The following is a 15,164-nucleotide window of genomic DNA, read 5'->3' as shown; positions in this document are numbered from 1 at the left end:
AGGCTGTCCGTCGGGCTTAACCAGGCTGTATCAGGCCTTATCAGACCATCTATCAGACCACCCGTCAGGCCGTGGGCGGCTGGTTCTCCAGTGCGGACGGCATGTCCGCGACGGGCTGTGGCGCGGGCTCGGCGGCGACGATTGCCGCATCACCGGTCATAGCGACAGTCGCGCCACCGGTCATGCCAACGGTTCCGGGCTGCGGGGAGCCTGCCCTGCGCCACTTGCGCCAGCGGTGGCGGCGGATGATGCCGCGCGTGGCGAGGAACACCAGACCGAAGAACAGCAGCGCACCAATCGCCTCGATGCCCCACAGCCACTTCTGCCAGATCGGGGTGATGTGCCGAACGCCGCTGTCCGTGCCCATGGTGTTCATGGCGTTGGAGTTGGCGATGGCGTAGACCACGTTCTTGGCGGCGCGCTGGAAGTCGGCCTGCACGGCGGGCGTCATCTCCTCGTCGGACAGCTTCCACAGGGTGGAACTGGAGTTGAGCCACAGGTCGGTGCCGGCGGCCAGGCCTTCGCGCAGATCGGAGTAACCGAAGTTCGGGAACGAGGTCTGGTCGGTGATGGCCATGCCTTCGAAGCCCCACTCGCCGCGGATCACGTTGGTCATCAGCCCCTTGTGGCCGCCGGACCAGCGCGCGCCGATGCGGTTCATCGAGGTCATGAGGCCCATGCAGTTCGCGTCACGGATGGCGGTTTCGAAGGGCGCGAGGTAGATTTCACGCACGGACTGCTCGTTGGCGAACATCGCGCCGCCCGCACGGTTGGTCTCCTGGTCGTTGACCACGAAGTGCTTGAGGAAGGGGATCACGCCCTTGGCTTGGGAGGAGGCGATGATCTTCGCGGTGAGCTGGCCGGAGAGCATCGGATCTTCGGAGAAGTATTCGAAGGCGCGGCCGCCGTAGGGCGAGCGGTGGATGTTGGCGGCGGGGCCGTACCAACCGGCGACGCCGAGCGCGAGCGAATCCTCGCCGATGGCGTTGCCGAAGCGTTCGGCCAGCTCGTCGTTCCACGTGGCGGCGATCACCACTTCGGGCGGGAAGCCGGTGCCGGACGCGCCGCCCACCAGAGTGGAGGAGATGCCGGCGGGGCCGTCCTTATCGATTGTGCCGGGCAGGGCGATGGATTCGATGGCGTTGGTGGTGTAGCCGCCGTTGCGCACGAGCGAGTCGAGATCGTCCACGCTCATGCGTTCGACCAGCTGCGCCCAACCTTCGTCGTCGTAGTCCTCGCCGATCATCTCGACCGCCTTGCTCGGGCCTTCGGTGCCTTCGGTGGTCACCTCGGTCGCGTCGGAGCCGGGCGTGGTGTCGATTTCGAGCGCGTCGACGAACTCCTGGGGAGCGGTCCACTCGCCGTCGGCGTACACCTCGGGCCAGGTGCCGGTCCAGTCGGAGCGGCTCAGGTAGGTGAAGGAGTCGTCGTAGGCGCGGATGTCCACGTCGTCGAACTGGTTCTCGATGGTGCCGCCGGTGGCTGCGGAGGTGGCGTAGGTGGTGGCGTCGAGTTCGGCGACGGTGACCTTGGAGGTCATAGCGGCGTTGCCGTCCGCGTCCATGCCGTCGGCCGTGGTCTTGCCCTTGGCGGCGAGCACGTTGTTGAGCGCGGAGTGCGCGTCGGTGCCGGCGGCGAAGTAGTAGTCGCCCGCGTCGACGATGTAGGTGCCGGCGCCATCGGCGTCGTAGGTCTTCATCGATTCCTTGTCGACGGTGACGGTGACGGTCTGGCTTTCGCCGGGCTCGATCGTGTCGGTTTTCGTGTATCCGACGAGTTCGACCGCGGACTTCTCGATGCCGTTGGCCTTGTCATAGTCGGTGTAGGGCGACTGCATGTACAGCTGCACGACGTCCTTGCCGGCCACATCGCCCGTGTTGGTCACGGTGGTGGTGAACTCGTAGGAGTCGCCGGCGTCGCGCATCGCGAAGTCGCTCCACGCGAACTCGGTGTAGCTCAGGCCGTAGCCGAAGGGGTACTGCACGAGCTCGCCGTAGTCGAAATCACCCACATTGCCCTGGTTCAGCACCATATCCTCATAGCGGGTCTCGTAATAGCGGTAGCCCACGTAAATGCCCTCGGCGTACACCATGTACTTGTTGCCGGAGGTCACGTCGGAGTTGGCGATGGTGTAGTCGCCGGTGTTCACCACGCTGGGGGCGGAGTCGAGATCGTAGGCGAAGGTGTCCACGAGATGGCCGGAGGGATTGACGGCGCCGTTGAGCAGTTCGCCGATGGCGTTCGCGCCGGTCTCGCCGAACGCGCCCACCCAGGCGACCGCGCCCACGCCAGTCTCGGCGAGCGGACCGAGCTCGACGGGGTTCTGCGTGTTGAGCAGCACGACGACCTTGTCGAAGTTCTCGCAGGCCATGTTAATCATGTCGAGCTCATCGGGGTCGAGCTGCAGGTATTCCACGCCGGATTCCAGCGTGCCGATCGGCAGATCGGAGCTTTCGGAGCCGGAGCGGCCGATCACCACCACGGCGGCATCGCCGTAGTCGGCGAAGCTGTTCTTCACCTCGTCGGTGTAGACGCTCACGGGCACTTCGTTGACCGCGAAGGAGCCGACGCCGGTCTCGCCGGGCAGCGAACGGCGGTAATCCTTGCCCGCGCCGTTCTCATAAAAGTCGGTGAGGGTGGGGTTGACGGCGAAGCCGTCCTCCTTGAGCGAGTCGATCAGGGTGTCGGCGTTGCTCACGTCGATGGAGCCAGCTCCACCACCGCCGTGGATGAGATCCACGGAGCCCTGGCCGAAGACGGAAAGCCTTGCGCCCGTGGACAGCGGCAGGGTGTTGTCGTCGTTCTGCAGCAAGGTGACGCCCTCGCGCATGATATCGGTGCCGATTTCGCGGTTGGCTTCCCGGCGTTCCGCGTCCGACGAGTAGTCGGAGGCGAAGTAGGTGGCCGATTCGTCCGGGTTGGTGATTTCGGAGTTCACCTGGCCGGCGAATGATGTGACGAGGTTCGCGTAACTGCTGGTCAGGGCCAGGGCCGCGATCAGGATGATCGCCAGCAGCAGCGCGAACAGATAGGTCAGGATGGGCCAGATGATGAACCAGCCCTTGTAGGGTTTGCCGTTCTTTTTGAACCGTATCTTCAGTTCAGGTGTTGCCTTGCGTGACATGGTGATGCTCTCCTTGCATGCCGCGCCCGGGACCGCGTTGCCCCGGGACGTGTTCTCTTACTCGTATCGCTTTCTCTTGTGATTGCGCGGTGGATGATGAACCACTGATTTCCGAGGACTTCAGCGAGAGCTTCGGATCGTCAGCGCCCCGAAGCCCGTTTTGTGTTTTTGTTAAGTGACTTAACAGTAGTGCATACACTCGACAAATCGCCTCATTCGAGTCGTTCGACACCCGACGCGTGTCGCCGGACGTTTGATTCATGTCACCCAGTGAACAATCCATCGCCGTCGTCGGCAGCCCACTGCCGCCACATGACGTCGCCGTTCCAACGCCGGCAGACCAAGTCCCTTGACCGGCCTCCATCAACCCATCCTCTCAGCAAGAAATCACGAAAAGGATCCTAAAGTGTGATCATCTCCACGAAAAAGGATCCAAAAATGTGATTACGCCCACGAGAGGAAACGGTACGCAAGCCTGCAGTGGCCCCACCCCGGATAGGACTTTCTATCAACTTAATATCAACTTAATACTTATCATGTTAAGTATTAAGTTCATTGGTATGTTGGCCATCAAGTCGCCGCACACAAGGTAAGTTCCATCCTAAAACGTGTGGGCTTACACGTTTTATCATCCTAAAATGTGTAAACCCAGGGTTATAGGCCAAATTGTGTGTCTGGTGGTTCCTGTTATTCAGTGACGTCGGGTATCGGGGTCTAAGTTCCATATCTCTCGGGCGGCTGATTTGGTTCTCGGGCGGTTCCAATACCCTTCGGGCGGTTCCATCATCTCTAGGGCGGTTCCAATACCGCTCGGGCGGTTACCGGATTGGGGATTCCTCGATGACAGATCATTTACTGAAATCAAGAATGGCGGAATTTCAACGTTTTTGACTCTTGCTGCGAATAAACGGCAAGGAATGCGCATAAACGTCAACCGCCCGAGGGATGTGGGAACCGCCCAAGATGTGATGGAACCGCCCGGATGGATGGCGTGACCGCTGGTTATAGGCCAAATTGCGTGTCCGGTGGTTCTTAGTATTCGGTGACGTCGGGTATCGGGTATGGAATTCGTTCCGGTCGATGCCGGTGCCGTACCGGTTGGGGATGCCGAACGTCTCCCACGCACCCTGCGGGCTTCGCCCGGAATGACCGTCCGGAGATTCCTCGACTGCGCCCTACGGGCTTCGCTCGGAATGACGAAGGGGCGCTCGGAATGACAGGCTCCGCATGACATGGCGCAAGCCATGTCATGGAATACAGCCGGCCCGTCAGGGCCGACCTAGGCGGAGCGAAGATGATGACGGAAGGCTGGAGATCCCTCGACTACGCCCGGAATGACGGAGGGCGCGCTCGGAATGACGGAAGGCATGGAATAGCAACGAAAACGGGCGGCACCCGGATGGTTCCGGATGCCGCCCGTATGGCTACTGGGTTGGATTCCCGACCGCTAGGGCCGGGAATTCAGGCTTAGGCCTGGATCTCGGCGGTGGCAGCCTTCTTGCGATCGAGGAACTTCTTAATCGCGAGGGCGCTCAGGCCGAGGAACAGGACCGCGGTGACGCCCCAGGCGACGTACATGGCCGTGCGCCAGATCGGGGTCGCGACCTCGGGCTCGCCATCCGCGTACTGCCAGCTGTTGGCGGTGGTGTACAGGATGTTGTGGGCCGCGGTGCGCATCGCCTGGACCGAGGTGGCCGAGGTGTCGGTCACATGGTTGGTGATGGAGGTGGTGGCCAGCATCGAGTCGTTGCCGTTGCGGATCAGCTGGTCGGCGTTCTGGTAGCCGTATCCACCGAAGTAATCGGTGAGCACGAAGCCACGGAAGCCCCACTCGTCACGCAGCACGGTCTGCTGCAGGGCGGAGGAAGCGCCAGCGTAGGTGGTGCCGATGTAGTTGAAGGAGCTCATGACGGCAGTGGCGCCGCCGTCCTTCACGCTCATCTCGAAGGGCTTGAGGTAGATCTCACGGATCGCCTGCTCGTTGGCCCAGGTGCACAGCATGTTGTTGCGGTTGGTCTCCTGGTCGTTGAGCGCGTAGTGCTTCATGAACACGTACACGCCCTGTTCCTGAGCGCCGGCGGTCTGCTCGGAGGCCATCACGCCGGAGAGCAGGGCGTCCTCGGAGAAGTACTCGAAGGTACGGCCCGAGAAGGCGTTGCGGTGGATGTTCATCGCGGGGGCATACCAGCCGGCCACATGCATGTCGTGCGCCATCTGGCCAATCATGTCGCCGAACTGGCGGGCCAGATCGCGGTTCCAGGTGCAGGCGAACGCGGTGGAGGCCGGGAAGCCGATGGAGCCCACGCCGGTGAAGTTGTTGTTCAGCGAGGCCGGACCGTCGGCGTCGGTCATCTGGATCTTGCCGATGGAGGAGATGGCCGGGGTGCCGTAGCCGCCGTTGGCGATGATGTTGTCCATATCGTCGAAGGTCAGCTGGTCGAGCAGCTCGTCCCACAGCGGATCGTCATAATCCTTGCCATACAGGTCGGCCAGACGCACGCCGTTGTCGGCACCGGTGGTCGGCATCTCATCCGAGTCGTCGTTATAGTCGGCCGGATCGTAGATGTCGTTGTTGGTGAAGGAAGCCTTCTGCTCGTCGGTCATGCTGTAGTTGGTCGGGGCGGCGGTCGCCTCGGCGTAATTCGCGAAACCGTCGGCACGAGACAGGTAGGTCAGATCGCCGTTCACGTCGTCGAACTGGTTGGTCGCCACCACGGCGTCGCCGTCGTGCGTGTTGTCCTCGGTGTCGTAGGTGATGGTCTCGGCCACGTTGATGGTCTGCTCGTCGATCACCGTGTGGGAATCCGAATTGATGGACACCACATAGTCGCCCGCCTCGAGCACGTACGCCTCGGCGTCCTCGTAGTCGTAGGAGGCCATGTCGTCGTCATCGAACTCGATCGTCACGGTCTGGGACTCGCCCGGCTCGAGCAGATCGGTCTTCTCGAAGTCCACCAGATTCACGCTGGACTTCTCGATGCCGCCATTGGTGTACGGCGGGTTGTAGTACGCCTCGACGACTTCCTTACCGGCCACATCGCCCGTGTTGGTCACGGTCACATCGAAGGAGACGGTGCCGTCCGAGTAGGTCACGTCGCCCATCTCCTGGGTGAACGTGGTGTAGGACAGACCGTAACCGAACGGGAAGGCGATCATCTCGTCGTAGTTGATCGCACCCTCGTCGTCGGCGGTCTCGTAGAACTTGTAGCCCACGTAGATGCCTTCGGTGTAGTTCACGAAGTTCGGGGTCACGGTGACGGCACCGGTGAAGCCGTTGTAGGAGACGGCCAGGTCGTCAACGTTGTCGTAGGCGAAGTTGCCGGAGTTGTTGTAGGTGACCTGCTGGGTGAGATCCTTCACGAAGGTGTCGGAGGTCTTGCCGGAGGGGTTGATGGTACCGGCGAGCACCTCGCCCAGGGCGGAGAAACCGGTCTGGCCTGCCGGCGGCACCCACAGCACGGAGGTGATCTGCGGATAGTCATCCAGGAAGCCCAGCTGGAAGGTGTTCGCGCCGTTGTAGACCAGGGTCACGTTCTCGAAGTTCGAGGTGACCAGATCGATCATGTCCTGCTCGGTCTGGCTCAGCTGCAGGAAGTGCTCGCCAGCCTCGAAGTCGGCGTAATCCTCGGAGTTGTTGGTGTAGGTGATGCCTTCGGCGGTCATGTCGGTCGGCAGGTCGGCGCCTTCGCCGCCCACGCGGGTGATGACGACGACGGCCTCGTCGGAGAAGGACTTGGCCTCCTCGATCAGCGAATCGGAGTACTGGGCGGCCGGAACCTCAGGCAGCGTCCAATCCTGGGCGAACATGCCCACGACCGGGCGGTCGGCGCGGTACTCGGTGTACAGGTTGACCAGGTCCTCGTTCACCGTGAAGCCGGCCTCGTCCAGACCCTGCAGGATCGAGGTGGTCTCGTACTGGTCCGACATGGAGCCGGAGCCGGTGCCGCCGTAGACCGGCTGGGTGGAGCCCCAACCGAACACGTTGACGTTCTTGTCGGCCAGCGGCAGGGTGCCGTTCTCGTTCTTCAGCATCGTGATGGCCTCGGCCTCGACGTCCTTGGCGAGTTCGTTGGCCGCGGCGACGGTATCGTCCGAAAGCATATACTTGGTGACGGTGGCGTTGTTCAGCAGCGTGGCCAGCGGGCCGGTGAGCATCATGGACACCGAGGCCACCACGGCCACCAGCACCACGAGCCAGGACTCGGAATGGACCAGCTTGCGAACGCCAACGTTCTGCACGGTCTTCTTGTTCACAGCGAACGTCACGATGATGCCGAGCACCAGGAACACGCCAATGGCGATCAGGTACGGCGTCAGCGATCCGATGACGTTCATGACATCAGCCATGTTGATAGAAAGCATGGTATGTCTCCTCCATTTCTCATTGCATTGCTGGGGCAAAAGGAACATGCATCCTCGCTGTTCTTGTGGAAGTCCGCAATGACGACACATCCTCATGCCTTGCTAACGATTCAAACAAATTCCCCCTCCGGCTCGCAAAGGACACGCCCAACCTGTCGGTTACGATGCATAATCTGTCATCAAAATGACCGTTCGTGCCATAACTCGTACATCTCAGCTGGGTTGTGATATACGCCCATATCGCACCTCTATACCGCGTGTCGGCAGGCCATGGCCTAGGCTTAGTGGAGGTAGAAAGGAATGCTATGCGCGCGATACGAGTCGGTGTGGTCGAAGATGACCCCACCCATTGCCAACGCCTGCTGGATTATCTCAACCGCTATCAGGAGGAATCCGGGGAGCAGTTCACCGTCACCGTATTCGATGACGGCTCGAAAATCGTCGAGAATTACGTGCCCATGTACGACATTCTGCTCATGGACATCCAGATGAAGCAGATGGACGGCATCGACGCCGCCCGAGAAATCCGCAAACGGGACGATTCCGTGGTGATCGTGTTCATCACCTCAGCCGCTCAGTACGCCATCAACGGCTACGAGGTGGGCGCGCTGAGCTTCCTGCTGAAGCCCGTGCCTTGGTTTGGATTCCAGCAGGAGCTGGCGCGTTCCATCGCGCAGGTCAGGCGCAACACCGACGAATCCATGCTGGTGGATACCGGCAGTTCGTCACTGCGGCTGGTGCTGGCCGATATCGTCTACTTCGAGTCGATCCGCCACACCATCGTGATCCACACGCTCAACGGCAAACTCTCCATCACCTCAAGCCTCAAAAAACTCGAGGAGCAGCTGGAGGGGCACAGTTTCTTCCGCTCGAACTCCTGCTATCTGGTGAATCTCGACCATGTGACCGCCGTGCAGGATTCCGATTGCGTGATGTCGAACGGCGAGGCGCTGCGCATCAGCCGCCCGCGTAAAAAGGACTTCCTCGCCGCGTTAACCGACCATGTGGGAACCGGCCGATGATCGTCGAGATCATGAACGCCCTGCCGGACATCCCGCGCACATACACGGCCATCAGCGAATGGCTGGCCTGCATGGTGTATGTGCTGGTCGTGCCGCGTACGGTGCCGATTCCACGCACCGTGGGCGCGAGTGTGGCCGGACTGGCCCTGCTGGTCATATTGCAGTATTTCGCCGGCACGCTGCCAATCACCTTCTGGATTCTCGGCATGCTGCTCGCCTTCGGTTCCATGTGGCTGATCGTGTTGGGCGCGACGGGCACGGGCAAACGCACCACGCTGTTTTTGACCGCGCGCGCCTTCGTGCTGGCGGAGATGATCGCCTCGCTGCACTGGCAGATCGACTCGTTCCTACGCCCAATCAACGCTCCGCGCTACACCTTGGTATCCCTGGGGATTCTGGCGCTGATCTACGGCCTGTGCTTCACCGCCGCTTGGCTGGCGGAGCGTCACAACTTCAGCGGTGGCGAACCGATCACTCCCACCATGCGTGAGGCGCTCATCACCATCATCATCACCATCATCACCTTCGCGATGAGCAACCTCAGCTTCGTCTCCACCAACACCCCCTTCTCCGGCACTGTGGGCCAGGAGGTGTTCTACATTCGCACATTGGTGGATCTGTGCGGATTCGCCATTCTGTACGCGCAGCAGGAGCAGATCCGGCAGACGCGCGCCTCGCTGGACCTCGCCTCCATCAACGCGAGTCTGCAAAGCCAGCATGCGGAATATCTGCAATCCAAGGAGAATATCGAGGCGATGGGGCGGCTGGCGCACGACCTCAAGCACCAGATCGTCGCCCTGCGCGCCGAACTCGACCCGCAGCAGGCCTCCGCGCAATTCGAGCGATTGGAAGCCGCGGTGAACGAATACAGCGCCCAGCAGCATTCCGGCAATCCGGTGCTCGACGTGATCCTGACCACGAAAACGCGCACCTGCGCCGACCGCGGCATCACCTTCACCGCGGTGGCCGACGGCAAGCTGCTCGCCGGCATGGATTCCATGGATATCGCCACGCTGTTCGGCAACGCGCTCGACAACGCCATCGAGGCGACCAGCCGGGTGGTGGACCCCGAGCGGCGCATCATCAAGCTCGCGCTGTTCAAACAGGGCCAATTCGTGGTGGTGCGTGTGGAGAACTATTACGACGCGATGCTGAAGCACGACGCCACCGGCAATCTTGCCACCACGAAACGCGACAAATCCTCCCACGGATTCGGAGTCAAATCCATCCGCCATATCGCGCGCTCCTACGGCGGCGAGCTGACCATCGACCCGCAGGACCATTGGTTCGAACTGCGGGTGCTGATTCCGCTGCCGCTCAACAAAACCAGTTGATTCCACGCGCCGGTCGATCCGGGTTCGCGCCGCCGTCGGGGAGTCGGTGCGACAATGGAGGGCATGAGTGATGTGAGCGCGTTGAATCTGCAACCGGGCGATCTGGTCGGCGGCTACACGTTGGTGTCCCGTTTGGGGGCGGGCGCCATGGGATCGGTGTGGCGCGTCGTCGACGGCGGCGGGGCATCGTATGCGATGAAGATCCTGCGCGACTCGCTGTCCGACGACGAGAGCCAAGCGACGGCCGCGCAGGACCCGAATCTCAAAGAGCATGTCACCGCGCGTGAACGGCTGCGGCGCGAGGCCATGGCGCTGCGCAAGGTGTCACACCCCGGCGTGTGCGGCATCGTCGATATGGAATTGGATGATTCGCTGGCGTTCATCGTCACCGAACTCATCGACGGACGCAATCTTAAAGACGACGTGGCCGTCAACGGCCGCTACACCGGCGATGATTTGGAACGCTTGGCGCGCAAGCTGATCGAGGCGGTCAAGGCCGTGCATGCCGCCGGACTGGTGCATCGCGACATCAAACCCACGAATGTGATGGTGAGCGCCTCAGGGCCGGTGCTGGTGGATTTCGGCATCGCCATGGGGGCCGGCGAAAGCCATGTGACCCGTACCGGACTGGTGATGGGCACACCGGGATTCATCGCCCCGGAAATCATCGACGGCGCTGAATCCGACGAGCAGACCGATTGGTGGTCGGTGGCCTCGGTATTGGCGTTCGCCGCCACCGGCGCTCCCGTGTTCGGCACCAAGCCGATGATGGCGGTGCTGGAGCGCGCCGCCTCCGGCAATCCGAATCTCACCGGTCTGCCGGCGAATACGATGGCCGCGTTCCGTTCGGCCCTCGCACCGGACCGCGCGCGGCGATGCTCCCCGGACCAGTTGCTGCACGCCATCGCCGTGGACGCGCTGCGTCCGCTGAGTGGAGACGACCGCGCGGACGGTGCCACGGAGGTGGTGCGCCCTTTTGAGGCCTCCGCTCCGGCGACGGCGCTAGCCATGTCTGGCGCGCCCGTTGCGTCGGCCGTATCAGCCGTATCAGCCGAGTCTGCCAAGCCTGAGCAGAACACCGCCAATCCGCGCGTGCTGTGGCGCGGCTTGGATGACGCCGACATCATCCGCACCGAGGCGATGGGTGTGACGGCCCCGACGGCAGCGGCAGCCGCGGGCGATGCGACCACAGCCGCACTGTCCAACTCCACACTGCCGACGGCCACGGTTCCGCAGTTCCTCGAGGACCTGCCGACGGAGCAATTCGAAGGAACGGAGGCGATGCCGCGGCCGACGACCCCACTCGAGCAGTCCAGCGCGACCTCCGTGCTGCCGACGGCGGTTCCGCTCGCCGCTGCCTCAATGCCGACGCCGGGGCAGCAATCCTGGAATCCGGCCGACCCTGCGGCCACGGCGGTGGACCCAACGGTCCGCCCGGCCTTGCAGCGTGTGATCGACCAGGCCGCGCAGTCGGTGCCCACCGAGGCGATCGCCCTCGCCCCGACATTCAATCCCGCCGACGTGAAGCGCGCGTTGCTGCTCAAGCGGGGCGTTCTGCCGCTGTTCATACTCACCTTGCCGCTGGCCGCCCTGGCCGCGCCACTACCCCAGGTGGCCCTGATCGCGGCCGCGGCGCTGCTATGGCTGCTGCTCACCGCCGGCTACAACACCGCCGCCCAGTTGGAGCGCGAATCCAAACGCGGGGGCACGCGCAAAGGTACCGATACGATGCTGCGCGTGGCCGCCATACCTTGGCATCTGCTCAAAGGATTGCTGGCCGCCATACCGCACGTGCTGGCGATGGCGTTAGTTGCGGTGGCGCTGACCGCCGTGGGCGCGTGGGCGCTGAATCTGCCTTATGCCATGGTCGACCTGTTTGTAGGCGACTGGGTGATTCCGCTGCCGATCCTTACCGACACCCCGCTGTCATACACCGGCCTGACATTGGCCTGCGCCACGGCGGTGGGATGGCTGCTGACCGTGTTCGGCCCACGCTCCAAAATGGTGCGGCTCGGTGCCGGCGCCTTGCGTGGCGGAAGGCTGCCGGCCGAGGCCATGACGGGCACCGCGATCAATCCGCCCTCAGCCCTGCTGTAAAGCGCCAGCCCTGCCCAACCTCTGGGATTCACACGATTTCCATACCATATTCACGCAGCGGGCGCGTTCGGCCGAGGCGTAATACGGCCTCTGCCGTTATCATGGGGGCGAACAGACGTACGGGAGGAATGTCATGGCAGATCAGAAGCGTCAGACGAAGCGCGCCACCCGCGCCGAACGTCGTGCGGCCGAGGAGGCCGCCGAACAGGCCCGCGCCGAGCAGGCGGCGAAGGAACGCAAGCAGCAGACCATCATCGGATTGATCGTGGTCGCCATCATCATCGTGCTGGTGGGCGTCGCCGGATTCGCGGTCTGGCGCGCCACCCACTCCAGCGACACCGAAGCGCAGACCTCCAGCGTGACGGTCGAGGAGGCGTATGACGCGCTGCAGCAGGTGAGCGACAAGCCCGCGAAAGCCGACGACCAGGGCGGATTCCTCATCTCCCAGAACGGCTACGGCACCAAGGTCGACGGCGTGCCGACCCTGTCGATCTACATGGAGCCGCTGTGCCCCGGCTGCGCCAGCGTGAACCGCCAGCTCGATCCGACTCTAATCGAAATGATGAACGCCGGGCAGATCAACCTCGACCTGCATTTCATGACCTTCCAGGATTCCAAGAGCACCGACGTGTACTCCACCCGCGCGTTCAACGGGGCCGTGTACATCGCCGAGCATGACGACGATCCCGAGCATCTGCTGGGATACCTGGCCAACATCTACGCCGAGGACTTCCAGCCCGGCGAGTTGGACGACTACACCTCCGTCAGCGACGAGCAGCTCAAAGAGCAGGCCATCGCCGCCGGCGTGAGCAGCGAGGTGGCCGACGCGGCCTTCGATGGCGAATACGAATACCAGGAGTGGCTGAAGGCCGCCGATTCCTACACGATCCGCCGCGAGGAGCTGTTCTCCTCCTCCGGTTCGTTCTCCTCGCCCACGCTGACGATCAACGGCACCTACTGGTCGCTGCGAGACCTGTCGCTGGCCGATATGACCGTCGTCGACGGCTTCCTCAAGTCGATCGGACTTGACGCCGACCAGGTCGGCGTGGCCGGCGAACTGCCGTCCATCGGAGCGGACGGCGAGCCCATCTCCGTCACCACCGAGTGATTTTCACCCACGGCACCATTTTCGAACGCAACCCACGGTTTCTACCGAAAATGGGTACCGGTAGCCGCAGGCGCACGTCGATACGCCAACACCACGGCGCAACGGAATTGACCGCGCGCCATCTGCTGGTATGCTAGTCATTTGTTCGGGCGAGTCATATCGTCGGGACAGCCGCCTCTTTAGCTCAGATGGCCAGAGCGGCCGCCTTGTAAGCGGCAGGTCGTCGGTTCGATCCCGACAAGAGGCTCGTCGCGCGGGAAAACGGCGTATCATGAGAGATACGTGGAAATTCTGCGTGAGATTCTCACCTTGGGTAAGTGGTCCAGGAGCCTTCCCCCCAAATTGTATGGCTTCCTGGATAGGGCAAGGCATCCCCCCAACCAGTCCTTGCCCACACAGGGGGCGGAATATCCCCTTCTCTCCCGCCCCCTTTTTCTTTGCCTGCGCGAGCCCCCGGTTGTGGGCACATTGGGGACGCTGGGCGATTATCAGGCGGCGGACAGCCCCGGCCATTACGATGTAAGCCGTACCAATCGCGAACGGAAATGAGGACTATGGCACGGCGATGGACCCCGCAACGGTTTGTGCGACTGCGACGGGCGCGCGTGATGGCGTGCGTGGCCGCCGTGGTGTTGTCGTCGGGAACCGTGTTCGGCATCACCGCACGCAAGGCGGTGGCGTTGAACGTCAACGGCGAGACGACCACGGTCATCACCTACGCGACCACCACCGCACGCCTGCTCGAGGAGCAGGGCGTCGATGTGAAAACCCATGATCTGGTGGAGACCTCATCCGGCGAAACGCTCGCCAATCACGCGGTCGTCACCGTGCGCAGCGCCTACCAGACCACCATCACCATCGACGGCGTCGAGGTGCCATTCTGGACCGTGGCCACCAGCGCTGACCAATTGCTCGGCTTCTTCGAGGAGAACAACGCCAACGCCGCCAAAGTGACGGTGAATATCGACAACGTCTACAACCAGCTCACCGGCGGTCTGGTGATCAACGAATCCGGCCCCGTCACCGTCATCGCGGACGGCACGAGCTCCGAGGCGCCCAACGGCAAACTGCCCGCCGCCTCGATTCTGGACTCCAAAGGCATCACGCTGAACAAGGAGGACCGCGTCAGCGTCGAAAAGAACGACGGCGAGACGATTCTGCGCGTGCAGCGCGTCACCCATGGCGAGGAGACGCGCACGGTGGAGATCCCCTTCGACACGCAGACCATCATCGACTCCAATCTCGCCTCCGGGCAGAGCGAAATCCGCCAGCAGGGCCAAAACGGCGAGAAACAGCAGGTCTACGACGTGACTTATGTGGACGGCGTGGCCGAATCGGAAACCCTGAAGTCGGAAACCGTCACGCGTATGGCCGTCGACCAGATCATCGCCGTCGGCCCGCAGACCACCTACGATTCCACCGATACCAGCAACGGGCAGGCGGATTCCGGCTCGAACACCACGCCGGACGGGTCCGACACCGGCAGTGGCGACACTGGCGGAAGCGGAAGCGATACCAGCGGCGGCGATACCAGCGGCGGCAGTGATGCAGGCTCCGGATCTACCGGCGGTGACTCCGGGTCGTCAGATGGAGACTCCTCCGGCACAGACTCCGGCTCATCGGGCGGATCCTCGTCCGGCGGTAATTCGGGCGGTTCGTCTGGCGGATCCTCATCGGACGGCAGCACGTCGGGCGGCACATCAGGCGGCAATTCAGGAGGTTCGTCGTCAGACGGATCCTCATCGGGCGGCGATTCCTCCTCGCAAGGCCGACTGTGGCATCCGACCCCGGCGCAGGCGCAGACCTATGCGGCGGGCGCGGCGGCTCAGCGCGGCTGGACCGGTTACGAATGGACCTGCCTGTACAACCTGTGGATGCGCGAATCCAGTTGGCTGTGGTACGCGGAAAACCCCTATTCCGGCGCTTACGGCATCCCCCAATCGCTTCCCGGCGATAAAATGGCCACGTTCGGCGCGAACTGGCGCGACGACGCCGCCGTACAGATCGACTGGGGTCTGGCGTACATCGCCCAACGGTATGGAAGCCCCTCGCAGGCGTGGGCCCATTCCGAAGCGGTCGGCTGGTATTAGACCGCGCCCCACACAACGAAACAGCAC

The 15,164-nt window shown here is 62.8% G+C and carries 7 protein-coding genes and 1 tRNA gene; 6 read left to right on the top strand and 2 right to left on the bottom strand.

The features are described 5' to 3' along the window. Nucleotides 1-64 precede the first annotated feature (64 nt). Nucleotides 65-3,124, bottom strand: a complete 3,060-nt coding sequence (locus AC1AV0_RS04730) for a glycoside hydrolase family 3 protein (RefSeq protein WP_476571579.1) — start codon at nucleotides 3,122-3,124, stop codon at nucleotides 65-67. 1,467 nt (nucleotides 3,125-4,591) lie between these two features. Then, complete coding sequence (locus AC1AV0_RS04725) at nucleotides 4,592-7,486, bottom strand: glycoside hydrolase family 3 N-terminal domain-containing protein (protein WP_476571577.1); 2,895 nt, start codon at nucleotides 7,484-7,486, stop codon at nucleotides 4,592-4,594. Nucleotides 7,487-7,791: 305 nt separating this feature from the next. Here AC1AV0_RS04725 and AC1AV0_RS04720 point away from each other — a divergent pair, with 305 nt between their 5' ends. From AC1AV0_RS04720 to AC1AV0_RS04695, 6 genes are all read left to right on the top strand, one after another. Further along, complete coding sequence (locus tag AC1AV0_RS04720) at nucleotides 7,792-8,508, top strand: LytR/AlgR family response regulator transcription factor (RefSeq protein ID WP_476571575.1); 717 nt, start codon at nucleotides 7,792-7,794, stop codon at nucleotides 8,506-8,508. Further along, a complete protein-coding gene (locus AC1AV0_RS04715) occupies nucleotides 8,505-9,842 on the top strand; it encodes a GHKL domain-containing protein (protein WP_476571573.1) in 1,338 nt (445 codons plus the stop codon). The genes AC1AV0_RS04720 and AC1AV0_RS04715 overlap by 4 nt, the downstream gene beginning before the upstream one ends. Before the next feature lie 54 nt (nucleotides 9,843-9,896). Then, entirely contained in the window at nucleotides 9,897-11,939 is a 2,043-nt protein-coding gene (locus AC1AV0_RS04710) for a serine/threonine-protein kinase (protein ID WP_476571571.1), read from the top strand. Between the two features lie 133 nt (nucleotides 11,940-12,072). After that, entirely contained in the window at nucleotides 12,073-13,047 is a 975-nt protein-coding gene (locus tag AC1AV0_RS04705; protein WP_476571569.1) for a DsbA family protein, read from the top strand. A 173-nt stretch (nucleotides 13,048-13,220) separates the two neighbouring features. Beyond that, nucleotides 13,221-13,294: transfer RNA gene (locus AC1AV0_RS04700), tRNA-Thr, on the top strand. A gap of 307 nt (nucleotides 13,295-13,601) precedes the next feature. Further along, nucleotides 13,602-15,137 (top strand): aggregation-promoting factor C-terminal-like domain-containing protein, encoded by a 1,536-nt coding sequence (locus AC1AV0_RS04695; RefSeq protein ID WP_476571567.1) that lies wholly within the window; start codon nucleotides 13,602-13,604, stop codon nucleotides 15,135-15,137. Nucleotides 15,138-15,164 lie beyond the last annotated feature (27 nt).

This window comes from Bifidobacterium sp. LH_558, from assembly GCF_056356295.1.
This window is presented reverse-complemented; position numbering and strand designations above follow the sequence as displayed.